Genomic DNA, 24,779 nt, shown 5'->3' with positions numbered 1-24,779 from the left:
CCTCGGGTCAGGCCGTGGCGCTGTCGTCGTCGGAGAGTTCCCCGATGAAGTGCCGGACCCGCTCGACCGCCTCCGCGGCGGCCGTGCCGTACGCCTCGAAGTCACGCATCGCGGCGCGGGCGTAGAGCAGCGCCTCGCCGATGCGGTCGTGCTGGCTCATCAGGACGGCGATGTTGAACCGGCTCTGACCGGCGCCGTATCGGTTGTTCGCCCGCCCCTCGTAGCGGATCGACTGCTGATAGTGGTTCAGGGCGGCCTCGGTGGCGCCGAGCAGGCCATAGATGATGCCGAGTTGGTTGTGTATCGTCGCGAGGCCGGTGACGTCGTCCGCGGGAAGTATGGCCAGCGCCTGCTGGTACGCCTTGATGGCGGCCTGCAGGTGATCGAACTCGGCCCGGCCGCGCCCGCCGGCCCTACGGGCCTCGGCGAACCGCTCGTAGGCCATCGAACCGAACTGCATCATGGCGTTGGCCCGCCCCATCAGGTCGGACTCGTCCATCAGTTCCAGCGCGCGGCGGTACCAGTGCTCTGCCTGATCCAGGTCCCGCAACGCGGCGACGTCCTTGTAGGCGTGCCCGAGGTTGAACGCCAGGACGGCCTGTTCACGGCCGCGTCCGATGCGGCGGAAGAGGGTGGCCGCCCGCTCGTAGTGGGTGACACACTCCGGCCTTCCCTGATCCCGGAAGATGTGGCCGAGCCCTTCCTCGCTGACGGCGAGGGTGCGGATCCACATCTGTTCCTCCTGGGTGAGCTGGTCCGGAGCCTTGTTGAGGGCCTCGGCCGCGCGTTCCTGGTAGTACGGGAGCACCGAGCGGTGGAGGCGTTCCGCGGTGGCCCAGTCCCGGGCGTCCCTGGCGATCCGGATGAGGTAGCCGGTGAGCATCGACCATTCCAGGTCGAGGCCCGGCCGGGGGCCGTTGGTGGCGGGGTCCACCAGGTCCGGGACGAGCTCGTTGACCAGGCGGGCCCACTCCGCTTTGCGGCCGAGATGGGTGTAGAGGGCGGCCAGCCCCTGCATGCAACTGATGACGTGGGACCAGCGTCCGGCGCGCCGGGCCAGCCGACGGGCATGCAGCAGGTTGGCCTCTTCCGGCAGCAGAGCGTTGACGACCTGGTGCCGGCCCCGGCTGTACTCGTTGATGTAGAAGTCGCCGAGTTCGGCCATCACCGCCGTGTACGCGGCCTCCAGCTCGACCGGGCCGGCGCTGGCCTGCAGGTGGCGGAAGTACCACGGCAGCGCGGGGTGGATGGCGTAGTAGCCACCGCCGAGGGCGGTGAGCAGACCGATGTCGGCGGCACGGTCCAGCAGGTCGACCCCGGCCTCACGAGTGAGTCCGGCCAGCACCGCGACGTGGTACGGATTGCGCCGGTTGCCCATGAAGGTGAGCGCTTCCACGTCGATGGTGTCCTGGAACAGGTGGAGCACGCCCAGCTGCGCGCGTTCGATGTCGGTGAAGGCCGTCGCGAAGCCGTAGCTCAGCGAGGCGGCCAGCGACCGGTCGCGCCCCTGCGTCCGGTCGTCGTTCAGGTCACCCTCGCCGGCGCGCAGTCGGTCGACGAACCGCTCCAGGTCGGCCCGGCTGGTGTACCCCTCGCGGAGTGCCTGTCCGACCAGGACGGTGATGGTCAGGGGATTGCCGGCGGTGTAGCGCAGCAGGGGACGCCAGTCCTCGACGTCGCTGATCCGGTGACCGTGCCGCTCGGCCAGGGCCCGGGTGAGCTGGGTGCGCTCGCGCATCGGCATCGGCGGCAGCTCGACCCGTACGGGCAGCTCGCCCAGCCAGCGGCTTTCGTCGCGGCGGGAGGTGAGCAGCACCTTGGCTCGGGTGTTCGCCGCGTCGCGCAGGAAGTCGGCCAGCTTTCGCTGCTCCGCCGGTGACCAGGCCGAGTCGGCTACCGAGGGGAAGCCGGCCACCGGCTCGACGTTGTCCCAGATCCACAGCACCGGCACCAGGTTCAGGATCTGTAGCGCGAGCTGCCGGCACTGTTCTTCGTCGAGCGTCTGCCAGTGGATGCCGTTCGCGGTGAGCAGCGGAGCGATCGCGTCGGCGAGCTGGTCGAGCAGGCGCGGAAGCGGAGTGTACTGCTCGAGCGTGAACATGCCTCACCGCCAGCTACTTGCTGATCACCGAATGTTCTCCGGTCGATTGAACCGGCAACGGTCAAGGACCCCAAGGGGCCGAACATCGGTCAGCCCTCGCCGTACGGATGATCGATTTCACCGATACTCGACCGGGCTCAGAACTCGTACGTCCTCGCCACCGCCAGCATCTCCGAGGTGTGCGAGCCGACCACCCCGACGTCGGGCGGGCGGGGGCGGAAGCCGGGGAGCTGGTCCAGGCCGTCGCTGGCGTCCATCGCCCGGAACCGCACCCGCTCGACGTTCGAGGTCAGCGTGAGGGTCACCTCGACGCCCTCCGGCGGCGGGGCGTGGAAGACGATCCCGAAGCCCCAGCGGGCGCCCAGCGTCTTCACCGGCACGTCGCGCCCGCCCACCGTGGCCGCCTTGATCACGGCGGTGGCGGAGTCGACGTGCAGCGAGGTCATCCGCACCACGCGCTGCGGGACGAGCCGCAGCCGAAGGATCCGCTCCTGGCCCGAGCGGGTGTCCGAGAGCAGCTCCACCTTCGGGGCGGGCAGGCTCGCCGCCGGTGCCGGCCCGGCCCGGAGCTCGCCGTCACCGAGCCCGGGGAAGCTCTCCCGCACGGCGGTCTCGCCGTCGACGTAGCCGTCGGTCCAGGGCTGCGGGTCGCCCTCGTGGCTGAGCCACTGCGCCTTTCCGGTGTCGGCGTCGAGGGCGTACATCAGATGGGTGGGCACCGGATGGGTGGCGTCGAAGCGGTCCACGGCCAGGCCGACCCCGGCGAGCACCACGGCCGCGAGCGCGGCGGCGAGCGCCGGCACCGCGCCGAGCCGGCGGGCCCGCAGCGCCACCAGGCCCCGCTGACCGCCGGCCTGCGGGTGCAGCAGGTCGACCACCGGCAGCGCGGCCAGCCCGAGCAGCACCGCGAAGAGCGCCGCCACCCCGCCCATCGCCATGCCCAGCGCCGGGAAGAGCAGCACCACGGTGGGCAGCAGGATGGTCACGGCCACCGCGCCGGCCAGCGTCACCGCGACCACCGGCCACGGGCCGTCCAGCCGGGTGCGCAGCGCCACCAGCCCGGCGAGCGCGCCGGCCAGCGCGGGCAGGGTCGCCAGGTACGCCCCGCCGGGCACCAGCACGGCGAGCAGCACCCCGAACAGGGCCAGCCAGGCCAGCCCGCCGAACGCCAGCGCGGCCGGGCCGACCCGGCGGCGGGTCAGCGCGTACCAGGTGAACAGGACGGCGGCGGCGAGCGCCACCACGGCGAGCCGGTACCAGACCGGCCGGTACGGGTCGAGCAGCTCGGCGTACCCGGGGCGGATCGTGGTGATCGCGGTCCAGAGCAGCCACGCGCCCAGCGGGGCGACCACGATCGGCGCCAGGGCCAGCCCGAAGCCCGCCGCGAGCCGCCCGGCGGTGGCCCGGCCGCGCCGGCGCAGCAGCCAGCCGAGCGCCCCGACGGCGACCAGCGCGAGCAGGGCCAGCGGCAGGGTGAGCCAGCCGGGGTAGCGGACCAGCCCGCCCGGCACCGGGAAGTAGGTGGCGTCGTGGCCGGAGCTCAGGTCGCGCAGGTCGGTACGGCCGAACTCGCGGGCCAGCCCGAGCGCGTTGTCGCCGTGCATCTGGAGGCTGCCCCGGTCCATCGTGGCCGGGGTGTCCAGCGGCGTGTGGTAGACCGCGCCCCCGTCGATGTACGCGGAGTTCAGCCCCACGAAGCCGTGATCCAGGAACGCGGTGAAATCGGTGTCGTTGGGCAGCGCCCGGTAGATCTCCACCGCGAACGAGGTGCCCACCGGGTGCGGGGCGGCCCGCCCGAAGACGTCCACCAGCTTCGCGTTGTTCCGGGACGTCTCGAACATGATCACCGGCCCGGTGGAGCCGCGCGCCTCCAGGTTGAGCACCACCCCGCCGTCCCGGGCCAGCGGATGGTCGGCGGCGAAGCCGGAGGCGCCGCAGAGGCAGGCCTCCTCGGCGTCGGTGAGCACGAGGACGATGTCGTTGCGGGGGCGCGGCCCGGCGGTGAGCGCCCGGGCCACCTCCAGGATGCTGGCGGTGCCGGCCGCGTCGTCGTTGCCGCCCGGACCGGACTGCACCGAGTCGTAGTGGGCCACCAGGAAGACCCGCCCGGTCGAATCGGTGCCGGGCAGCCGGGCCACCACGTTGCGTACCCGGGCCAGGGTCGCCCCGCCGGCCGCGCCGCTGAGCTGGCCGGCCTCGGGCGCGACCGCGTCCTGCACCTCGGTCTTCAGGCCAAGGCCGCGCAGGACGCCGACCAGGTGCTCCCGTACCTGGTCGTTGGCCGCGCTACCGGCGACGTGCGGGCGGGCCGCGATGACCTTGACGTTCTCGTACGCCCGCTGGGCGCTGAACTCGCCCGCCGGCGCGCTCGCCGGGCGCGGCGCCGGGGTGGCCAGGTCGACCAGGACGCCCGCGCCGACGGCCAGCAGCGCGGCGAGCGCGACGACCGCGGCGAGCGGCCGGCGGCGCGGCCGGGCCAGCGCCCGGTCGGCGGGGCGGGTGGGGGGTACGCCCACGGGAACTCCTCGGGGTGGTTCGGGGGTGGCATCATCCTGCACCCCCGGAACCGGCGGCGGCACGCCCCGCCCGGCCGGCGACGCCACTCGTGTTGTGTGGGACCGTTGTCTGATACAGGATCAGCAGGGCACTCGGAAGGAGCCCGACATCACCAGCGAACTCCCGCGTCTCGCGGCGGTGACCCGGCCGCACCGGGGGACCGGTCTGGCCGGTCCCTCCGTCGTGCCGTACGCCGGTGCCGGGCTGCACGCCAACCTGCCGCCCGGTGAGCGGCTCCGGGTCCTGTTGGTCGAGGACGACGAGGGCGACGCCTTCCTGGTCGGTGAGCTGCTCGCCGAGACCAACGCCATGATCGACCTGCTGGTCGCCACCAGCCTCAGCGAGGCCCGGCAGCGGGTGGTGGGAGTCGACTGCGTCCTGCTCGACCTAGGCCTCCCCGACGCGCAGGGCCTGGACGGGCTGCGCCAGGTGCTGGAGATGGCCAGCGGCGCCGCCGTCTGCGTGCTCACCGGCCGCTCCGACGAGCACCTGGGGATCGTCGCGGTCGCCGAGGGTGCCCAGGACTACCTGGTCAAGGGGCAGGTCGACGGGGTGCTGCTGGCCCGCGCCCTGCGCTACGCGGTGGAACGCAAGCGGGCCGACGAGAACGCCCGCCGGCTGCGCGAGGTCGAGCTGCGCCAGGCCGAGTCGGCCCGCCTGGAGCGGGGCCTGCTGCCCCAGCCGCTGATGACCACCGACCAGGTGTCGGTGCACACCTTCTACCGCCCCGGCCGGCACGCCGCGCTGATCGGCGGGGACTTCTTCGACGTGGTGCAGACCCGGCCGGACCGGATCGACCTGATCGTCGGGGACGTCTGCGGGCACGGCGTGGACGAGGCGGCGCTCGGCGTCGAGCTGCGGGTGGCCTGGCGGGCGCTGATCCTGGCCGGGGTGCCGGACGACGAGGTGCTGCCCGCTCTGGAGCAGGTGCTGATGAGTGAGCGGCGGCTGCAGGAGATCTTCGCCACGGTCGCCACCGCCCGGCTCCACCTGGCGGCCAACCGGGCCACGGTGAGACTCGCCGGTCATCCCCCGCCGCTGCTGCTCAGCGGGGGTAAGGTCGCCCCGGTGCCGGCCAAGGGTGGCCTGCTGCTCGGCGTACGGCCCCGCCGGCCCGTTGCCTTCGACCTGGAGTTCGACGCAGATGACTGGTCCCTGCTGATGTACACCGACGGCCTCATCGAGGGCCGGGTGGGCACCGGTGACGACCGGTTGGATGTCGCCGGCCTCACCGGGCTGCTCGCCGACCCCGCCAACCGGTCGGTGTCCCTGGCCGAGCTGCCCGCCTGGCTGGTCGGCCGGGCCGAGCAGCTCAACGGCGGCCCGCTCGCCGACGACGTCGCCATGCTGCTGGTCACCCGGGGCGGTGGCCGGTGAAGTCGTACCAGCGCGGCTGGACCCTGCGCCGCCGGGTGCTCGCGCTGCTCGGCGTGGTGCTGGTCCTGCTGCTCGGTCTGGCCGCCGCCGAGGCGGCCATCGCGGCGAAGAACCGGCAGAACATCGACGCGGTGCTGCTCAGGACCGGTCCGCTGCGGGTCCAGGCGCAGGAGCTGATGAGCGCGCTGCTCGACCAGGAGACCGCCGTGCGCGGGTACGCGGTGAACGCCGACCGCAAGGACCTGGCCCCGTACGCGGACGGCCTGAAGCGTGAGCAGGGCACGGTCAGCGAGATGCGGAAGCTGGCCGCCGACTACCCGGCCGTGCTGCGCGAGCTGGCCGTCGTCGAACAGCGCGCGGACGGCTGGCGGACCGAGGTCGCCCAGCCGGTGATCAGCGCGACCGAGCGGGGCGGGCCGACCGCCGGCCAGGCGCTCATCACCGACCAGACCCGGCAGCGGTTCGACGGCATCCGGGCCGCGGTCGACAAGCTCCAGGACGAGATCCTCGCCGTCCGGCAGCAGACCGCCGGCAAGGTGAACGCCACCAGCAACCTGCTGGTCGCGCTGCTGATCATCGCCGCCCTGGTGGTGGCGGTGGCCGGCGTCGTCACCCTGGTCTCGCTGGACCGGATCCTGATCCGGCCGCTGGCCGGCCTGGTGGGCCAGGTACGCGAGGTCGTCGCCGGCGACTACCGGCACCACATCGAGGGGGACGGCCCGCCGGAGTTCCGCCGGCTCGCCGACGACATCGACGCGATGCGGCAGAAGATCGCCCGCGAGCTGGACGAGGTACGCGAGGCCCGGGAACGGATCGAGTGGGTCAACAGCCAGCTCCAGAAGCAGGCTGAGGAACTCACCCGGTCCAACCGTGACCTGGAGCAGTTCGCGTACGTCGCCTCGCACGACCTTCAGGAGCCGCTGCGCAAGGTGGCCAGCTTCTGCCAGCTCCTGCAGCGGCGGTACTCGGGCCAGCTCGACGAGCGCGCGGACCAGTACATCTCGTTCGCCGTCGACGGGGCGCAGCGGATGCAGCGGTTGATCAACGACCTGCTCGCCTTCTCCCGGATCGGCCGCCTCACCACGGGCTTCACCGAGGTCGACCTGAACAAGGTGATGGGTGACGTGGCTGCCCAGACCGACGCCGCCCGGCAGTACGCCGACGCCGAGCTGACCTGGGAGAACCTGCCGGTCATCCGGGGCGAGGAGCCGCTGCTGACCAACCTGCTGGCCAACCTGGTCAGCAACTCGATCAAGTTCCGCCGTCCGGACGTGCCGCCGAGGGTGCACGTGTCGGCCCGGCTGGTAGAGGACGAGTGGGAGATCACCTGCCAGGACAACGGCATCGGGATCGAGCCGGAGTTCGCCGACAAGATCTTCGTCATCTTCCAGCGGCTGCACTCCAAGGACGCGTACCCGGGCACCGGCATCGGCCTGGCCATCGTCAAGAAGATCGTGGAGTACCACGGTGGTCGGGTCTGGGTGGACACCGACGCCGGGGAGGGCACCGCGATCCGGTTCACCCTGCCGGCGCTCCCCGGGGAGCCGGCGGCGACCGTCGACGGTGAGGATGGCACGCTTGCGGCAACAACGGGTGGCATGAAGGAGACGGTGGGATGACCGCGCCGGCAGACGGCAAAAGCCCGATCGAGGTGCTCCTCGTCGAGGACGACCCGGGCGACGTGCTGATGACCCAGGAGGCGTTCGAGGAGCACAAGCTCCGCAACCGCCTCACGGTCGTCTCCGACGGCGCCGAGGCGCTGGCCTACCTGCGGCGCGAGGGCCAGTACGCGGACGCGGTGGCCCCCGACCTGATCCTGCTCGACCTGAACCTGCCCCGCCGGGACGGCCGGGAGGTGCTGGAGGAGATCAAGAAGGACGAGCAGCTCTGCCGGATCCCGGTCGTGGTGCTCACCACCTCCCAGGCCGACGAGGACATCCTGCGCAGCTACCAGCTGCACGCCAACGCCTACGTGACCAAGCCGGTGGACTTCGAGCGCTTCATCTCGGTGGTCCGCCAGATCGACGAGTTCTTCGTCAGCGTGGTCAAGCTGCCGCCGCGTGGCTGACCGGCTGCTGGACGACGTCGGCGCGCTGCTGCGGGAGGCCGCGGCGACGGTCGTGGTGCCGATGTTCCGGCGGCTCGACGACGCGGACATCACCGAGAAGGCGCCCGGCGAGCTGGTCACGGTCGCCGACCGCCGGGCCGAGGAGTTCATCTCCGCCCGGCTGCGGCAGCTGCGCCCCGGCTCCGTGGTGGTCGGCGAGGAAGCGGTCGCCGAGGACCCGGACCTGCTGCGCCACCTGCGGGGCGCGGGCGACGTCTGGCTGGTCGACCCGGTGGACGGCACCGCCAACTTCGCCGCCGGCCGGCGGCCGTTCGCGCTGATGGTGGCCCTGCTGACCGACGGCGCGCCGGTCGCCTCCTGGGTGTACGACCCGCTGGACGGCACGCTGGCCGCGTGCCGGACCGGCGCGGGCACCCGGCTGGACGGCGCGACCGTGCGCAACGACCGGCCCGCACCGCAGGTCGGCGCGCTGCGCGGCACCGCGATGACCCGGTTCCTCCCCCCGGACGCCCGGCGGGCCGTGGAGGCGGGCGGCGCGCGGATCGGCGAGCTGCTCCCCGGCCAGCACTGCGCCGGCCGGGAATACCTGGACATCCTCACCGGCGCCCAGCAGTTCGTCCTGTTCTGGCGCACCCTTCCCTGGGACCATGCCCCCGGCACGCTGCTGGTGCGCGAGGCCGGCGGGGTGGCCCGGCGCTTCGACGGCACCGACTACCGCCCGGCCGACGACGGCCGGGGCCTGCTGGTGGCGGCCAGCCCGGAGATCTGGGACGAGGTCCGCTCCGCGCTGCTCGCCGGCTGACCGGTCGCGGCGCGGCGTCCGGCCGGACCGGCCGTGCGCGCTCTTTCCGTCAGCCGCCGAGGCGTCGTTGGGGTCGGGGCCGCCTTTCGAGCTGATGTCGTAAACGACTCATCGCCCATGTCGACAGCCGGCACTCGGCCGCGATGCCGCGTCGTGCCGCCCGCTCGCCGTAGCGGGCGAACTGGTGAGTCGTTGGTGATGTCAGCTCGAAAGGCTGCGACAAGGGCCCGTCGCCCGTCGTCCGTCGCCCGCCCATGATCGTCACGCCAGCCGGAGGGCGCCGGCACGCTGCGTCGACATCGGCCACCCTCGCAGGTCGGGGGCCTGGCGCGGCGCGCGTGGTCCGGTATCGTGACCGGCGGTCTCCGCCAGCAGGCCGCCGTCCGGCGCCGGTGGAGCCGCCGCCGCGCCGAGTGTCGACCGGGGGCCGGCGGTCGACGGAAGGACGCTTTCGTGCCCAGGACCAGGCTCATCCGGCGGCGGGTCCGCCGGCCGTTGCTCGCGCTGCTCAGCGCGACGGCTCTGCTGCTCGGCGCGGGCCTCGCCCCGGCCGGGCCGGCCACCGCGGCACCCAGCCCGAGCGCGCCCAACGAGGGCGGTAGCAAGCAGCTGCGGGCCGCCCTCGACGCGGCGGCCAGGGGGCACATCGAGGCCAAGAACAAGCTGGACAACTCGAAGCGCCGGCAGGCCGCGCTCGCGGTGGAGTACAAGCAGCTCGAGGTACGCCTGGTCGAGCTGACCGGGCAGGTCGGCGAGGTGGCCGCACAGTCGTACCGGGTGGGCCGGCTCACCCCGGTGTCGGTGCTGCTGGCCAGCTCCGGCCCGAACGACTTCCTCAAGCGCGCCGCCGAGCTGGACGTGATGGCGCAGCGGGACAGCAAGCGGCTGCACGATTTGAACGAGGCCAAGGTCAAGGCCTCCCAGGCCAAGCTGGCCATCGACACCGAGGTCCGGGAGCAGCAGAAGCAGCTCGCGATCCTGGCCAAGAAGAAGCGGGACGCCGAGATCGCCCTGGCCAAGGTGAGTTCCGGGGCCGGGTCCGGGTTCAGCGGCGGCTCGTCGTCGGCGAAGCCGGCACCGCGCAACCCGGACGGCTCCTGGCCGTCGGAGTCCTGCTCGGTGAACGACCCGACGCCGGCCGACGGCTGCATCACCCCGCGCACCCTGCACATGCTCCAGCAGGCCCAGGCGGCCGGCTACAAGCGCTACGTCTCCTGCCACCGCAGCGGTGGCGACGGCGAACACCCCAAGGGCCGGGCCTGCGACTTCGCCGCCGCCAAGAACGGCTTCGAGGACGTCTCGGCCACCGGCGGGGACAAGGCGTACGGGGACAGCCTGGCGAGCTGGGCCAAGAACAACGCCAGCCGGCTGGGCATCATGTACGTCATCTGGTACCGGCAGATCTGGATGCCGAACACCGGCTGGCGGGCGTACAGCGGCGGCGGCAGCCCGGCCGCCGACCACACAAACCATGTTCATATTTCGATGTACTGACCCGGGTGGCCGGCGACGCTGCGTAACATCGCGACGGTGAGCAGCACATCGTCCGACGTCCTGGCGGAGTCCGCGCCGGCCGCGCCGACCCCGCCCCGGGCCCTGCCGAACGGGCTGGCCCCGTTCCTGGTCTTCCTCTCCAGCGGGGCGGTGCTGGTCCTGGAGACCGTCTCGCTCCGCCTGGTCGGCCCGTACGTCGGGGTGACCCTCCAGGTGACCAGCTCGGTCATCGGCATGGCGCTGGGCGCCATCGCGTACGGGGCGTGGATGGGTGGCTGGCTCGCCGACCGCCGGGACCCGCGCACGCTGCTCGCCCCGGCGCTGGTGCTGGCGGGCATCGCCACCGCGGTCACCCTGCCCGTCGTCCGGTACGCCGGTGAGGCGCTGCGCGGCGGCGCGGCGGGCGCGGTGCTGCTGCTGACCGCGCTGGCGGTGCTGCTGCCGGCGGCGCTGCTCGCCGGGGTGACCCCGCTGGTGGTCAAGCTCCAGCTCGCCGACCTGCGCCGGACCGGGCAGGTGGTGGGCCGGCTCTCCGGTATCGGCACGCTCGGCGGCATCACCGCCACCCTGGTCACCGGCTTCGTGCTGGTGGCGGCGCTGCCCAGCACGGCGATCGTGCTCGGGCTGGCCGCCGTGCTCGGGGTGACCGGGCTGGTGCTCGGGGCGTACCTGCGGCGGCGGGCGAGGGCCGGGCTGCCGGGTCGGGGCCGGACCAGGGCCGCCCTGGCGGTGCTGGGCCTGGCCGGGGCGGGGCTCTCCGCCGTCGCGCCGAACCCGTGCGACGTGGAGACGGCGTACCACTGCGCCCGGGTCGAGGTGGACGAGCAGTGGACCCAGGGCCGCTACCTCTACCTCAACTCCGCGCAGCACTCGTACGTCGACCTGGCCGACCCGACCCACCTGAAGTACGCGTACACCCAGTGGATCGGCCTGGTCGCCGACCTGGCCGCGCCGGCGGGCCGGCCCCTGGACGCGCTGCACCTGGGCGGCGGTGGCTTCACCATCCCCCGCTACGTCGCCGCGACCCGACCCGGCAGCGACAACCTGGTCTTCGAGATCGACGGCGGCCTGGTCGACCTGGACCGGCGGGAGTTGGGCGTACGCACCGGGCCGCGGCTGCGCGCCCGGGTCGGGGACGCCCGGATCCTGCTCGGCGCGGAACCGACCGACAGCCGGGACCTGATCGTCGGGGACGCCTTCGGGCACCTGGTGGTGCCCTGGCACCTGGCCACCCGGGAGATGGCCGCCGAGGTCCGCCGGGTGCTCCGCCCCGGCGGGATCTACGTGCAGAACGTCATCGACCTGCCGCCGGACCGCTTCATCCGGGCCGAGCTGGCCACCGTCGCCGCCGAGTTCCGGCACGTCGCGCTCATCGCCCCGCCCGGGGCGATCGCCGGGCAGCACGGCGCGAACTTCCTGATCGTCGCCGCCGACACGCCGCTGCCGCTGGCCCGGATCCAGGCCCAGCTGCCGCTGCTGCCCGAGCCGGCCATGCTGCTGCACGGCGACGAGCTGGCCGGGTTCGTCGGGGACACGCTGGTGCTGACCGACGACTACGCCCCGGTGGACCAACTTCTCGCGACCGCCTGAACGGGTGACATTTCTGACCGATTCCGACCCACCAGGTGTACGAGGGCCGACCTCGGGCAACAGGACCGACCATGGGTACAGCGGAACGGGGCGGCGCGCAGCTGCTGGGTGAGCGGTACCGGCTGGTCGAGCAGCTCGGTGCGGGCGGCATGTCGGTGGTCTGGCGCGGCTACGACGAGGTGCTCGGACGTCAGGTGGCGGTCAAGGTGCTCGCCTCCCGGCTCGCCAGCGACAAGGCGTTCCGGCACCGGATCCGGATCGAGGCGCAGGCCGCCGCGCGGCTGTGCCACCCCAACATCACCAACGTGTACGACTACGGCGAGTCCGAGCAGGTCGGGCTGACCGTGCCGTACGTGGTCATGGAGCTGGTCGACGGCGGTCCGCTGAGCACCCGGCTCGGCCGTGGCGGGCAGCTGCCCTGGCGGGAGGCGGTGACCATCGGCGCGGAGGTGGCCTCGGCGCTGGCCACCGCGCACGCCCGGGGCGTGGTGCACCGGGACGTCACCCCGGGCAATGTCATGCTCACGCCCACCGGGGTGAAGGTCGTCGACTTCGGCATCTCGGCGCTGGTCGGGGAGAGCGAGAAGGGGCCGGACGGGGCGCTGCTCGGCACGCCCGCGTACCTGGCGCCGGAGCGGCTGGACAACGGCCAGGTCTCCCCGGCGACCGACGTGTACGCGGTCGGCCTGCTGCTGTACCGGATGCTCACCGGCCGGCTGCCCTGGCAGGCCAGCACCACCACCCAGATGCTCCGGGCGCACATGTACAACGAGCCGGACCCGATGCCCCCGGTGGTCGGGCTGCCCGACGAGGTCGAGGAGCTGGTCCGGCACTGCCTGGCCAAGCGCCCCGAGGACCGCCCGGCGACCGCCGAGGTGGCGCGTACCCTCGCCGAGGCGGCCGGGATCGCGGCGATCGTGCCGGTCTCCCCGGCGCTCGGCCAGTTCGACCCGGCGCTGCTGGAGAACGCGGGCACCACCATCCTGCCCTGGTCGTCGGAGACCGACGCACTGCCCTTCTCGGCCGTCCGCACCCGTACCCGCAAGGCGGCGGCGCGGCGGCGCCGGGTGGAGGCCGGGGTGGCGGCCGTGGGCCTGATCGCGGTCACCGCCTCGATCTGGGGGGTGACCTCGAAGAGCTCGGCCAGCGGAGGGGTCGAGCCGACCGAGGCGCGGATGGCGCTGCCGGAGCCGACCCCGTGCGCCGTCGACTACGTGCTGCGCCGGGACACCGGCAAGGACTTCACCGCCGACCTGACCCTCACCAACACCGGGCGCCGGGAGCTGCGGGACTGGACGATGAGCTTCACCTTCCCGGGTAAGCAGACGGTCACGAAGGCCGAGCCGGCGGTGCGCCAGCAGGGTCGTACCGTGCTGCTCCAGCCGCCCGCCGCGGACGCGGCGTTGGCCCCCGGGGCGTCGAAGAAGGTGTCGCTGACCGGCAGCTACACCGGGGTGAACCCGCTGCCGGTGGAGTTCAAGGTCGGCGACCGCACCTGCGGCGTGCAGGTCGCCGGGGTCGCGGGCTCGGTCCCGACGACCGTGTCGCCCGCCAGTCCGACCACCAGACCGCCGACGAAGACCACCACCGCGAAGAGCGGCTCGCCCCCCAACCCCGGCGGCGGGAAGGCCAAGCCGGCGAAGCCCCCGAAGGGCAAGGACGACGGCAAGGGAAAAGGAAAGTGAAGCAGCCGAAGGGGGGTGGTCACGGCGGCAAGGGCAAGAAGTGACGCTCAGCCGAGCGAGGCGAAGCGCTGCACCTGGGTGATGCTGCCCTCAACGATGAGCACGCTGTCGGGGCGGAGCACCGTGTCCGGGGTCGCGTAGCGGAACGGCTCGCCGGGGAGCTTCGCGCCGACCACCATCACCCCGCACCGCTCCGCCGGGGGCATGTCGCGCAGCGACCGCCCCACCATCGTTCCGGGTACGCGCACCTTGGCGATGGCGAACTGGTCGTCGAACTCGATGAAGTCCAGCATCTTGCTGATGATCAGATGCGCGACCCGCTCGCCGGTCTCCGCCTCCGGGAAGATCACGTGGTGCGCGCCCACGGAGGCGAGGATCTTCGCGTGTTTCTCCGAGGTGGCCCGGGCCCAGATCTGCGGTACGCCCAGCTCCGTGAGGGCCAGCACGGTGAGCACGCTCGCCTCGACGGAGGCGCCGATCGCGACCACCGCCCGCTGGAACTCGGCCACGCCGAGCTGGCGCAGCGCGCCCTCCTCGGTGGCGTCCGCCTGGACCACCCGGTCCAGCTCGGCTGACCAGCGCTGGACCCGCTCCGGGCTGCGGTCGATGGCCAGCACCTCATGGTCGAGCCGCGCCAGGGAGCCGGCCAGGTGGGAGCCGAACCGGCCCAGGCCGATCACCACGATGTCGTTCTCGTCCGTCTTCCTAGCCGACAATGGGTTGCTCCTCCGGGTAGCGGTACAGGCGTCGCCGGGTGTTCAACGCGATCGCCGACCCGAGGGTGAGCGGGCCGACCCGGCCGATGTACATGAGCGCGGTCAGCAGGTACTTGCCGGGTTCCGGCAGTCGCGGGGCGAGGCCGACGGAGAGCCCGGTGGTGCTGAACGCGGAGGTGACCTCGAAGATCGCGGCGAAGTTGGGTACGCCCTCGGTGAGCAGGATCAGCCCCACCGCGCCGCCGACCACCAGGGCCACGCTGAGCAGCGCCACGGTCAGCGCCTGCCGCTGGCTGGCGTTGGCGATCCGCCGGCCGCCGACGGTGACGTCGGGTTCGCCCCGCACCTCCGCCCAGATCACGAAGGCGAGGAGGAAGAACGTGGAGACCTTGATCCCGCCCGCGGTGCTGGCACTGCCGCCGCCGATGAACATCAGCACGATGAACAGCGGGTAGCTCTCCTCGCTGAGCCTGGCAATGTTGATCACGTCGAAGCCGCCGGTCCGGCTCAACGCGATCTGGGCGAACGAGGCGAGCACCTTGCCCCAGGCGCTGTAGGTGCCGATGGTGTACGGGTTGGTCCACTCGGCGAGCAACAGGTAACCGAAGCCGAGGCCGACCAGCGCCAGGCTGCCCCAGATGGTCAGCTTGGTGGCGATCGTCCAGCCGGCCGGCCGTCGCCACTCGCGGACGGCCTCGAAGAGTGCCGGGAAGCCGAGTCCACCGATGATCGCGCCCAGGCTCAGCGGCAGCGCCACCCAGGGGTCCTCGCCGAAGGCGACCAGACTGTCCGAGTAGAGGGTGAAGCCGCCGTTGTTGAACGCCTCGATCGAGTGGAAGAGGGCGTTGCCGAGCGCCGACCGGAAGCCGTAGTCGTAGCGCAGCCAGAGGCGGCCGGCGACCACGACGGTCATCAGCGCCTCGGTGACGAAGACCGTGCCGGCGATCCGGATCAGCAGCCAGCGGACGTCGCCGATGCCGAACTCGGCGGTCTCGGCCTGCACGAGGAGCCGGTTGCGCAGGCCGAGCTGCCGGGACACCGCCAGGATCACCAGCGCCGCGCCGGTGAGGATGCCCAGGCCGCCGATCTGGGTCAGCACGGTGATCGTGGTCAGGCCGAACGCGTTCCAGTAGTTCGGGGTGTCGGTGACCGACAACCCCGTGACCGAGACGGCTGAGGTGGAGGTGAAAAGCGCCGTGACGAACGGGGTGTACTCCTCCCGGCTGGTGGCCCAGGGCAGCATCAGCACGCCGGTGCCGAGCAGGATCACCGCCAGGAACCCGAGCGGCACCAGCCGGACGGGATGACGCAGCAGGCGGCGCACCAGGTCATCTTCCGTCCCGAGCCGCACCGGCAGGTCAGGAACCGGGCAACTGCCGACCGGACCGGTCCGAGGGCCGGTGCCGGGCGGGCGGCGCCGGGGTTGCCTCCCGCTGCCTTTCGAGTTGATGGCGTGAACGACTCAAGCGCTGAGTCGTTCACGTCATCAGGTTTGCAGGCGGTGAGAGCTCACTGCCCGGAACGCTCGGCCACGTAGGTGCCGCGCCCCGGATGTCCGGTGATCAGCTCGCGGTCGTGCAGCAGCGACAGGGCCCGCGAGGCGGTGTTCATGTGGACGCCGTAGGCCTCGGCCAGCTCCCGGGTGGAGGGCAGCTTGTCGCCGGGCTTCAACTCGCCAGACTTGATCTTCGCGGTGAGGTCGTTTGCGATCGTGCGGTAGGGCGGTTCGGCTGTGGGCATGATGAGGACTCCGGTTGGTTCGGCATCCTCGATCATGCCGGGGCTGCACCAGTAACTGCAACAACTGGCGTGTCGCATCGAGAGGGTCAACCTACACAAACATTTTGGGTAGCCTCAGCATGTCCGGCTCCGGTTGGTTCGGCAAACCGCGGGGTCGGACCTCGGGTGGGCTCCGGGGTCGTACCGCCGATGAGGGCTGCGGTCCCGGGGCCGGCGGCCCGGCCGCGTCCCCTGTCCGCGGGCGGGCCGCCTTCCAGGTCTTGAAGGAGGGTGTGGTGCGTAAGGTGCTCGATCTGTTCCGGCGGCGGGCCGCCGGTGGCCGGCCCCCGAACGGTGGCTGGTACCGCTCGGAGTCGTGCCGGCCGCTCACCGTCGGCCAGGTCCGGGAGCGGAACTTCCGCACGGTGCGGCGCGGGCTCGATCCGGTCGAGGTGCACGCCTTCCTGCACCGGGTGGCCGGCGACCTGGCGCTGGCCCGCCGCGAGGTGGCCCGCACCGCCGAGGAGAACGTCCGGATCAAGCGGGCGCTGCGGAACTGGCAGTCCCGCTTCACGCCGGGGGCGCGGGGTTTCGCCCGCTCCATCTGCCGCACGCTCGGCTTCCTGGCGGACGTCGAGCGGGGCGGAACGACCGTGTCGAGGGAGGACGAGCAGTCCGTACGCCACTGGGTCTGGTGCGACCGGGTGCTCGACGGCGGCCGGCGCTGCCCGCTGCCGGCCGACCACGACGGCGCCTGTGGTCCGCTCCGGCGCCGCTGACGCAGATCCGGTCCACCATCCGAGGGAATTACTCCCCATATGCGGAGCCGCCTGCACATCTGATCTCTACGCCTACCACGGCGGCCCGGCGGAGTGATCCGCCGGGCCGCCGCGCGTACCGGATGCGGTGGCGGGGCGCGACACAGCCGTACCTCCGTGGATGGTGCCTTCGCCCACCGGGGTCGGGGGATCCGCCCACCGCCAGTTGGTGGTTGTAACAACCGGCCACCCCTCCTCGCTCACTTGTGTGTTCCAGCCACATAGCCCGTGGGTGACGTCACTTCTAGCGTGAGCCGACAACTGACATTCCCCCTGTCCCCACCTGGAGTCGCAATGACGATCCGGCACACGCGACGGGTGTTCCTTTCCGCCGCCACGGTGATGGCGGCCGCGCTCGCGGCCACGGCCTGTGGCAGCCCGCAGGACACCGCCTCCGGCGGCGGCGACGCCGCGCCGGTGAAGGTCGGCCTGGTTTACGCCCAGTCGGGCCCCCTGGCCAGCTACGGCAAGGAGTACATCGAGGGGCTGCGGGCCGGCCTCGACTACGCCACCAAGGGCACCGGCAAGGTCGGCAACCGGAAGATCGAGATCACCGAGGTCGACGACGCGGGCGACCCGGCCAAGGCGGTCTCCGCGGCCAAGGACCTGATCGGCAAGGGCTACAAGATCATCGGTGGGTCGAGCTCCTCCGGCGTGGCGCTGCAGGTCGCCCCGATCGCCGCCCAGAACAAGGTGCTCTTCATCTCCGGCCCGGCCGCCACGGACGCCATCACCGGCGTCAACAAGTACACCTTCCGCTCGGGCCGGCAGTCGTACCAGGACGTGGTGACCGCCAAGTCCTTCATCGGCGACGCCAAGGGCAAGAAGGTCGTCGTGTTCGCGCAGGAAGGCGCGTTCGGCGACGCCAACGAGGCCGCCGTCAAGAACGTCATCGGCGGTGCCGGCGCGACCGTGACCGGCATCCGGGCCCCGGCCAGCGCCACCGAGTTCACCCCGTTCGCCAGCCAGATCAAGGCCGCCAAGCCGGACCTGCTCTTCGTCGCCTGGGCCGGCACCACCGCCCCGGCCATGTGGCAGACCCTCGACCAGCAGGGCGTCCTGGCCTCCACCACGGTCGTCACCGGGCTGGACCTCCGGGCCTCGTGGCCGACCTTCGGCGCCGCCGGCGGCAAGATCTCCTTCCTGGCGCACTACTTCGACGGCGCCAGCGACAACGACGCGGCCAAGGCCGCCAAGGCCAAGCTGCCGGGCGGCGTGATCGACCTGTTCCACCCGGACGGCTTCGCCGCCGCCCAGATGATCGTCCGCGCCGCGCAGGAGGGCGGCGACGACGTGGACAAGATGATCAAGGCGCTGGAGGGCTGGCAGTTCGACAGCGTCAAGGGCCAGATGACCATCCGGGCCGAGGACCACGCGCTGCTCCAGCCGATGTACCAGGCCAAGCTGTCCGGCAGCGGCACCGCGTACACCGCCACCGCGCAGAAGACCCTGACCGGTGACGAGACCGCGCCGCCGGTCACCCAGATGAAGGGCTGACGCGTGCTCGCCACCCGCGGTCTGACCTGGCGGATCGGTGAGGTCGCCATCGTCGACTCCGTCTACCTCGACCTGGCGCCCGGGGAGTTCCTCGGCGTGATCGGGCCGAACGGCGCCGGCAAGACCTCGCTGTTCAACCTGATCACCGGCCTGCGCCGGCCCACCGACGGGCGGGTCCTGCTGGACGGGGAGGACGTCACCGAACTCCCCACGCACAAGCGGGCCCGTCTCGGCCTCGGACGCACCTTCCAGGCGTCCTCGGTCTTCGGCTCGCTGACCGTCCGGGAGAACGTCCGGCTCGCCGTACAGGCGCACCGGGGTGGCTCGATGAAGCTGTGGCGGCGGGCGGCGGCCGACCGGGAGGTGGCCGCCGCCGCCGACGCGGCGCTGGACCGGGTCGGCCTGCACCACCGGGGTACGGCCCTGGCCGGCACCCTCGCCCACGGCGAGAAGCGGAAGCTGGAGATCGCCCTGCTGCTCGCCGGCGAGCCCCGGGTGATGCTGCTCGACGAGCCGATGGCCGGGGTCAGCGCCGAGGACGTGCCCGAGCTGGTCAGCGTCATCAAGTCGCTGACCGGCGACAGCGGCCGGTCGGTGCTCATGGTGGAGCACCACATGGACGTGATCCTGGAACTGGCCGACCGGATCGCCGTGATGCACCACGGCGCGCTGCTGGCCTGCGACACCCCGGACACGGTGATGGCCAACGCCACCGTCCAGGAGGCGTACCTGGGGGAGTCGCTGTGAGCGTCGAACCAATTCTCAGCGTGGAGAACCTGTCCGTGCGGATCGCCGGGCTGCACATCCTGCAGGGCGTGTCGTTCGACGTCGCGCCGACCGGGGTCACCGTGCTGCTCGGCCGCAACGGCGTCGGCAAGACCACCACGCTGCGCGCGATCGTCGGCCTGACCCCCCGCAACGGCGAGGTCCGCGGCACCATCCGGATGGGTGCGCAGAGCCTGCTGGCCCGCCCCACCCACCGGCTGGTCCGCGGTGGCCTCGGGTACGTGCCGGAGGACCGCTGCGTCTTCGCCGGGCTCACCGTCGCGGAGAACCTGCGGCTCGCCGAACGGCGGGGCACCACCCCGGCGTACGACAAGGTCTTCGCGCTTTTTCCCGAGCTGGACCGGCGCGGACGGCAACGGGCCGGTTCGCTCTCCGGCGGGCAGCAGCAGATGCTCGCGATCGGCCGGGTGCTGCTCAACGACAACCGGCTGCTGCTGGTCGACGAGCCGACCAAGGGGTTGGCGCCGAAGGTGGTGACCGAGGTGGCCGAGGTGCTGGAACGGGTGGCTGAATCCGTGCCGGTGCTGCTGGTCGAGCAGAACCTGGCCGTGGTGCGCCGGCTGGCGAAGGACGCGGTGGTGCTCTCCGCCGGCCGGGTCGCCTGGACCGGGAACGCCCAGGATCTGCTGCTGGAGACCGCGCTGACCAAGTCGCTGCTCGGCGTCGGCTCCGGCGAGGTGCCGGCGAGCGCGAGGAGCGAGTCGGGTCTGCGAGCCCCGCAGTCGCGAGCGAAGGACGGCGCAGCGTGAACACGGTCATCCTGCTGACGCTGACCGGGCTCGGCCTGGCGGCGCTCTACTTCCTGGTCGCCTCCGGCCTCTCCCTGGTCTTCGGCCTGGCCGACGTGCTCAACTTCGCGCACGGCCTGTTCCTCGGCGTCGGCGCGTACGCGACCTGGTGGGCGGCGGGCAACCTGCCCGGCGCCGGCCCCGACGGGTTCGGGTTCGTGCTGGCGGTCGCCTTCGGTGTGCTGGCCGGAACGGTGGTGGCGGTGCTGGTCGAGCTGGTGCTGATCCGGCCGCTCTACTCCCGCACCATCGAGCAGGTGCTGGTCACCGTCGGCCTCTCGCTGGCCGGGGTGGCCCTGCTCCAGGCCACCTGGGGTGCGGACGCCCGGCCGTTCGACCGCCCGGCCTGGACCCGGGAGGTCACCTCGATCCTTGGCGCCAAGGTGTCCAACGCCTTGCTGCTCCTGATCATCGCCGCAGTGCTGGTGCTCGGCGGGCTGCTCGCCTTCCTCCGGTTCACCCGGTACGGCCTGGTCATCCGGGCCGGGGTGGAGAACCGGGAGATGGTGACCGCGCTCGGCATCGACGTGCGCAAGGCGTTCACCCTGGTCTTCGCGATCGGCGGCGCCGCCGCCGCGCTGGCCGGCGCGCTCGGCGGGGTCTACTTCGGCACCGTCTCGCCCGGGCAGGGCGGCTCGCTGCTGATCTTCGCGTTCATCGTGGTGGTGATCGGCGGGATGGGCTCGGTGGTCGGGTCCGCGTACGCGGCGGTCGTGGTGGGGCTGCTGCAACAGTTCGTCAACTACTACGGCACGACCGGGCTGGGGGACCTCTGCGTGGTCGGGCTGCTCGCCGTGGTGCTGCTGCTGCGTCCGCAGGGGCTGGCCGGAAAGGTGGCAACGGCATGACCGAGGTCAAGAGTCCCGAGGTACCGGCGCCGCCCGCGGCGGTGCCCGACGAGCTGACCCCGGGGCACGCCCGCTGGCACGGACTGCGGCCGTACCTGCCGCTGCTCGCCCTGGTGGTGGCGGTGATTCTGCCGTACTCGACGGTCAACCTGCCGGGCGTCTTCGAGGGGCCGCTGAACTCGCCGGGCACCCTGCAGCTACTCGCCATCTGCCTGGTCTTCGGCGGCCTGGCCGCCGGCTACGACCTGCTCTTCGGGCGGACCGGCATGCTCTCCTTCGGGCACGCGCTGTTCTTCGCCGTCGGGGTGTACGGAACCGCCATCCTGGTCACCAAGGTCGGGCTGCCGCTGTGGCAGGCGGCGCTGTTCACCGTCGTCGGCGGGACGATCCTCGCCGCGCTGCTCGGCGCGGTCGCGCTGCGTACCGTCGGGATCGCCTTCGCCATGGTGACCCTGGCCTTCGCGCAGGTCGGGGCGATCCTGGTGGCCCGGAACTTCGGCGGGCTCACCGGCGGCGAGGAAGGGCTGACGCTGGACGTCTCCGGGCTGCCGTCGGCCCTGGTGGGGGTGGCGAACACGGTCAATCTCTACTGGCTGGCGCTGGCGTACCTGGCGCTGGTGGTCTTCGTGGTGCACCGGGTCAGCATGTCGCCGACCGGACGGGTGCTGGCCGGGCTGCGCGACGACGAGCGGCGGATCGGGGTGCTCGGGCTCGACCCGTACCGGTTCAAGCTGGTCGCGTTCACCCTCGCCGGCGGGCTGGCGAGCGCCGGCGGGGTGGTCTACTCCCTACTGGTTGGCGCGTCCCCGCACGTGACCTCGTCCGAGCTGACCCTGTCGCTGCTGGTCATGGTGGTGCTCGGCGGTCCCGGCACCCGCTGGGGCCCGGTGCTCGGCGGCATCCTCTACATGTACCTGGACCACCGGCTGACCGCGTTCGGCAGCAGCGACGCGGTCAACAGCCTCCCCGCCTTCCTCAGCCACCCCCTGTCCCAGCCCTTGTTCGTCCTCGGCACGGTCTTCATCCTGGCGGTGTACTTCTTCCCCGGCGGCCTGGCCAGCCTCCGTACCCGCCTACACCCCCTCCTGACCACCCTCTCCCGCCGCCCCTGACCCCCACCCCCCGCACCCCCTTTCCGTCGATCATGAAGTTAGCGGCACGCCACGCCGACGAAAGGCCGGCTAACCTCATGATCGACGGAGTGTCGGTGGCATGGGAGGAATCATGGGGGACCGGCTGGCGGTGGTGAGCGGGGGCGGGACCGGGATCGGGGCGGCCGTCACCCGGGGGCTCGTCGCGGACGGGTTCGAGGTGCTCATCGTGGGGCGGCGGGCGGACGTGCTGCTGTCCGCCGCGGAGCAGATCTCGGCGGAGTGCGGGCGGCCGGCGGCGGTCAGCGCCGTCACCGCCGACCTGACCGATCCGGCGCAACTCGCCGGGGTCGTCTCGGCGGTGGGGGAGCGGACCGTCGACGTGGTGGTCAACAACGCCGGCGGCTACCTCGGTGGCGTCACCGACACGCTGGCCGACGTGGCGGCCTGGTGGCGGGCCAACCTGGACGCCAACGTGCTCACCGCGGTCCTGCTCACCGAGGCGCTGCTGCCCGCCCTGCGCCGGCCGGGCGGCCGGGTGCTCCTGATCAGCTCGATCGCCGCCCAACGGGGCGGCGCCGGACCGTACTCGGCGGCCAAGGCGGCCCTGCACGGCTGGGCGTACGACCTGGCGGCCCAGCTCGGCCCGGACGGGATCACGGCCAACGTGATCAGCCCCGGGTACGTCGCCGAGACCGAGTTCTTCGGCGACCGGATGACGCCCGACGGGCACGCCAAGCGGGTCGCCGCCACCCTGGTCGGTCGGGCCGGCGTACCGGACGACATCGCGGCCGCCGTCCGCTACCTGGCCAGCCCCGCCGCCGGCTACGTCACCGGCCAGGTGCTCGGCGTCAACGGCGGCTCCGTCCTCGGCCGCTAGGAGGTAAGGAGGGGCCCCTTGTCGACACACGTGTGTCGACAAGGGGCCCCCGCTTTCGCCCCGGGGGCGACGGCCCCCGTGCGCCGCCGTCCCCGCGGGTCGTGGGTCAGCTGTTCAGCAGCTCGTACGCCAGGGACGGCGCCTTCGTCGCGGCGCTCCCGGTCGGCACGGTGATCTTCGGCGTGCTGCCGTAGTCGGCGTAGTTCACGACGTAGCGGTACGCCCCGCGCTTCCCGGCCGCCGGCATCGACAGCACCAGCGAGGTGAGGTGCCCGTCCGGCCCCACCTGGGCGGTGAAGGGCACGTGCCGGCCGGCCTCACCGAGCGCCGCCGCCTCGCCGTCGTCCAGCGCCTTGGCTGCCTCCCCGCCGGTCACGTCGATGAACCCGGCGTACTTCCCGGGGCCCTGCTGCTCGACGGAGGTGGCCGCGTCGAGGAGCGGGCCGGCGTTGCCCTGGTCGGCGCCGTCGTAGCTCGGCACGGCGTCGGCGTCGGTGAGCTTGGCCGGGTCCAGCGCCATCCACTTGTCGGGGAACTTCGGCAGGCCCGGGTGGCCGCTGAACTTCGCCTTCATCCAGACCCTGTCCTCGATGATCAGGAACGACATCTTCGCGGTGATGCCGTCCTTGTCGGGCGGCGCGACCATGTGCAACTCCATGGCCTTCGCCGCCGGGTCGATCCGCCCGCTCATGTCGCCCGACGAGTCCTTGCCGGTGAACCGGAAGGCACCGGCGCGCTCGTCCGGGACCGCGGCGAGGAGCGCCTGCTTCGGGTCGGCGCTCGGGCTGGCCGCCGGGCGGGTCCCCGGCGCGGCGGCCGGGTCGCTCTTCGGTCCGCATCCGGCGAGCAGGGTGGTGGCGGCCAGCACGGCCGCGACCGTGCCCATCGTCCGTCGGACGGTCCGGGTGCTGCCCGTTGCCTGTGTCATCGTTGTTCTCTTTCTCGCTTCCGTGGCCTCTGCCGATGACGATGCTGCGGGCGGCCACGGCGGTTCGGCTGCCGATATGCTGCGGTCCGGCTGCCGGGCCCTGCCGTCCGGCCACGTCGGGGGCGTCAGGAGCGGAAAGTCGCATGTCAGGTACGCAGGTGCCGCCGGACCCCGCGGGGCTGCGCTTCGCGCTCCTCGGTCCCCAGCGCGCCTGGTACGCCGACCGCCCGCTCGACCTCGGTCCCGGCAAGCAGCGTGCGGTGCTGGCCGTGCTGCTGCTCTCCGCCGGCCGTCCGGTGCCCACCGGGCAGATCGTCGACGCGGTCTGGCCGGAGGAGCCGCCCGCGAACGGCCCCAACGTGGTGCAGAAGTACGTCGCCGGGCTGCGCCGGGTGCTCGAGCCCGAGCGGTCCCCGCGTACGCCGGGGCAGGTGCTGGCCCTGACCGACGCCGGGTACCTGTTGCGGGTGCCGCCGGAGGCGGTGGACGCGGTCCGCTTCGAGCGCGGGGTGCACCGGGCCCGGCAGGGACACGCCGCGGGGCGTACCGCCGAGGCGCTGGCGGAGCTGACCGCCGCCCTGGAGCTGTGGCAGGGCGAGCCGTTCACCGGGTTCGCCGGGCCGTTCTTCGACTCCGCCCGGCACCGGCTGGTCGAACTGCGCGCCGTCGCCCTGGAGACCCGGGTCGAGCTGGAGCTGGCCAGCGGCCGGCACGGCGAGCTGGTCGGTGAACTGGTCGACCTGGTGCGTGAGTTTCCGGTCCGGGAACGGCTGCGCCAGCAGCTCATGCTGGCGCTCTACCGCAGCGGGCGGCAGGCGGAGGCGCTGGCCGCCTACCGGGAGTTCGCGGGGCTGCTCCGCGAGGAGTACGGCATCGAGCCCGGCGAGGTGCTCCAGGGGTTGCACGGGCGGATCCTCCGCTCGGATCCGGCCCTCACCCCGCTCACGCCAGGGTTGGACCGGCAACCGGCCCTGCCGGCCCCGCGCGCCGAGTCCACCCCGACGACAGCCACCGCTCCGCCTCCACCGGCCGCCC

Annotated in this window: 21 protein-coding genes; 15 read left to right on the top strand and 6 right to left on the bottom strand. The window is 72.6% G+C overall.

All coding sequences use genetic code 11. From position 1 onward, the window contains the following. Window positions 1-7: 7 nt before the first annotated feature. Window positions 8-2,101 (bottom strand): tetratricopeptide repeat protein, encoded by a 2,094-nt coding sequence (locus tag EFE23_RS07655; RefSeq protein ID WP_123240202.1) that lies wholly within the window; start codon window positions 2,099-2,101, stop codon window positions 8-10. 137 nt (window positions 2,102-2,238) lie between these two features. Next, window positions 2,239-4,617, bottom strand: coding sequence for a M28 family peptidase (locus tag EFE23_RS07650; RefSeq protein WP_123240201.1), 2,379 nt, complete (start codon window positions 4,615-4,617; stop codon window positions 2,239-2,241). 178 nt (window positions 4,618-4,795) lie between these two features. Between EFE23_RS07650 and EFE23_RS07645 the strand changes: the two genes are divergently transcribed. From EFE23_RS07645 to EFE23_RS07615, 7 genes are all read left to right on the top strand, one after another. After that, complete coding sequence (locus tag EFE23_RS07645) at window positions 4,796-6,034, top strand: PP2C family protein-serine/threonine phosphatase (RefSeq protein WP_199736961.1); 1,239 nt, start codon at window positions 4,796-4,798, stop codon at window positions 6,032-6,034. Continuing rightward, the gene (locus EFE23_RS07640; RefSeq protein ID WP_123240200.1) at window positions 6,031-7,653 is read left to right on the top strand and encodes a sensor histidine kinase; all 1,623 of its coding nucleotides are present in this window, start codon (window positions 6,031-6,033) and stop codon (window positions 7,651-7,653) included. The genes EFE23_RS07645 and EFE23_RS07640 overlap by 4 nt, the downstream gene beginning before the upstream one ends. Further along, window positions 7,650-8,102 carry a response regulator gene (locus EFE23_RS07635; RefSeq protein WP_123240199.1) on the top strand — a complete coding sequence of 151 codons (453 nt, stop codon included), beginning with the start codon at window positions 7,650-7,652 and terminating at the stop codon, window positions 8,100-8,102. Before EFE23_RS07640 ends, EFE23_RS07635 begins: the two co-directional genes overlap by 4 nt. Continuing rightward, window positions 8,095-8,904, top strand: a complete 810-nt coding sequence (locus EFE23_RS07630; protein WP_123240198.1) for an inositol monophosphatase family protein — start codon at window positions 8,095-8,097, stop codon at window positions 8,902-8,904. Before EFE23_RS07635 ends, EFE23_RS07630 begins: the two co-directional genes overlap by 8 nt. Before the next feature lie 453 nt (window positions 8,905-9,357). Next, window positions 9,358-10,398: a coiled-coil domain-containing protein gene (locus tag EFE23_RS07625; RefSeq protein ID WP_123240197.1), complete on the top strand. Its 1,041-nt coding sequence runs from the start codon at window positions 9,358-9,360 to the stop codon at window positions 10,396-10,398. Between the two features lie 36 nt (window positions 10,399-10,434). Continuing rightward, entirely contained in the window at window positions 10,435-11,988 is a 1,554-nt protein-coding gene (locus tag EFE23_RS28430; RefSeq protein WP_163599547.1) for a fused MFS/spermidine synthase, read from the top strand. Between the two features lie 71 nt (window positions 11,989-12,059). Further along, window positions 12,060-13,673, top strand: a complete 1,614-nt coding sequence (locus tag EFE23_RS07615; protein WP_123240196.1) for a serine/threonine-protein kinase — start codon at window positions 12,060-12,062, stop codon at window positions 13,671-13,673. Between the two features lie 47 nt (window positions 13,674-13,720). Here EFE23_RS07615 and EFE23_RS07610 read toward each other — a convergent pair whose 3' ends face one another. From EFE23_RS07610 to EFE23_RS07600, 3 genes are all read right to left on the bottom strand, one after another. Beyond that, the gene (locus EFE23_RS07610) at window positions 13,721-14,389 is read right to left on the bottom strand and encodes a potassium channel family protein (RefSeq protein WP_123240195.1); all 669 of its coding nucleotides are present in this window, start codon (window positions 14,387-14,389) and stop codon (window positions 13,721-13,723) included. Further along, entirely contained in the window at window positions 14,379-15,713 is a 1,335-nt protein-coding gene (locus EFE23_RS07605; protein WP_123240194.1) for a TrkH family potassium uptake protein, read from the bottom strand. Before EFE23_RS07605 ends, EFE23_RS07610 begins: the two co-directional genes overlap by 11 nt. Window positions 15,714-15,898: 185 nt before the next feature. Beyond that, the gene (locus tag EFE23_RS07600; protein WP_123240193.1) at window positions 15,899-16,129 is read right to left on the bottom strand and encodes a GntR family transcriptional regulator; all 231 of its coding nucleotides are present in this window, start codon (window positions 16,127-16,129) and stop codon (window positions 15,899-15,901) included. Window positions 16,130-16,404: 275 nt separating this feature from the next. Between EFE23_RS07600 and EFE23_RS29715 the strand changes: the two genes are divergently transcribed. The 7 genes from EFE23_RS29715 to EFE23_RS07565 all read left to right on the top strand — a co-directional run bounded on the left by EFE23_RS29715 (window position 16,405) and on the right by EFE23_RS07565 (window position 22,816). After that, window positions 16,405-16,887 (top strand): DivIVA domain-containing protein, encoded by a 483-nt coding sequence (locus EFE23_RS29715; protein ID WP_158675840.1) that lies wholly within the window; start codon window positions 16,405-16,407, stop codon window positions 16,885-16,887. A 333-nt stretch (window positions 16,888-17,220) separates the two neighbouring features. Beyond that, window positions 17,221-18,423: a substrate-binding domain-containing protein gene (locus EFE23_RS07590; protein WP_123240192.1), complete on the top strand. Its 1,203-nt coding sequence runs from the start codon at window positions 17,221-17,223 to the stop codon at window positions 18,421-18,423. A 3-nt stretch (window positions 18,424-18,426) separates the two neighbouring features. After that, window positions 18,427-19,170 (top strand): ABC transporter ATP-binding protein, encoded by a 744-nt coding sequence (locus EFE23_RS07585; RefSeq protein WP_123240191.1) that lies wholly within the window; start codon window positions 18,427-18,429, stop codon window positions 19,168-19,170. Next, window positions 19,167-19,958, top strand: a complete 792-nt coding sequence (locus EFE23_RS07580) for an ABC transporter ATP-binding protein (protein WP_123240190.1) — start codon at window positions 19,167-19,169, stop codon at window positions 19,956-19,958. The genes EFE23_RS07585 and EFE23_RS07580 overlap by 4 nt, the downstream gene beginning before the upstream one ends. Then, window positions 19,955-20,845, top strand: coding sequence for a branched-chain amino acid ABC transporter permease (locus tag EFE23_RS07575; protein ID WP_123240189.1), 891 nt, complete (start codon window positions 19,955-19,957; stop codon window positions 20,843-20,845). The genes EFE23_RS07580 and EFE23_RS07575 overlap by 4 nt, the downstream gene beginning before the upstream one ends. Further along, window positions 20,842-21,957, top strand: coding sequence for a branched-chain amino acid ABC transporter permease (locus tag EFE23_RS07570; RefSeq protein ID WP_123240188.1), 1,116 nt, complete (start codon window positions 20,842-20,844; stop codon window positions 21,955-21,957). Before EFE23_RS07575 ends, EFE23_RS07570 begins: the two co-directional genes overlap by 4 nt. Window positions 21,958-22,069: 112 nt before the next feature. After that, window positions 22,070-22,816, top strand: coding sequence for an SDR family NAD(P)-dependent oxidoreductase (locus EFE23_RS07565; RefSeq protein ID WP_123240187.1), 747 nt, complete (start codon window positions 22,070-22,072; stop codon window positions 22,814-22,816). Between the two features lie 106 nt (window positions 22,817-22,922). Here the strand turns inward: EFE23_RS07565 and EFE23_RS07560 are convergent, their stop codons facing one another. After that, entirely contained in the window at window positions 22,923-23,744 is an 822-nt protein-coding gene (locus tag EFE23_RS07560) for a hypothetical protein (protein WP_148058420.1), read from the bottom strand. 143 nt (window positions 23,745-23,887) lie between these two features. Here EFE23_RS07560 and EFE23_RS07555 point away from each other — a divergent pair. Beyond that, a partial coding sequence (locus tag EFE23_RS07555) for an AfsR/SARP family transcriptional regulator (RefSeq protein WP_148058419.1) occupies window positions 23,888-24,779 on the top strand: 892 nt, incomplete at its 3' end.

Origin of the sequence: Micromonospora solifontis (assembly GCF_003725545.1) — a bacterium.
In the GTDB taxonomy this organism is placed as follows: Bacteria; Actinomycetota; Actinomycetes; order Mycobacteriales; family Micromonosporaceae; genus Micromonospora; species Micromonospora solifontis.
This window is presented reverse-complemented; position numbering and strand designations above follow the sequence as displayed.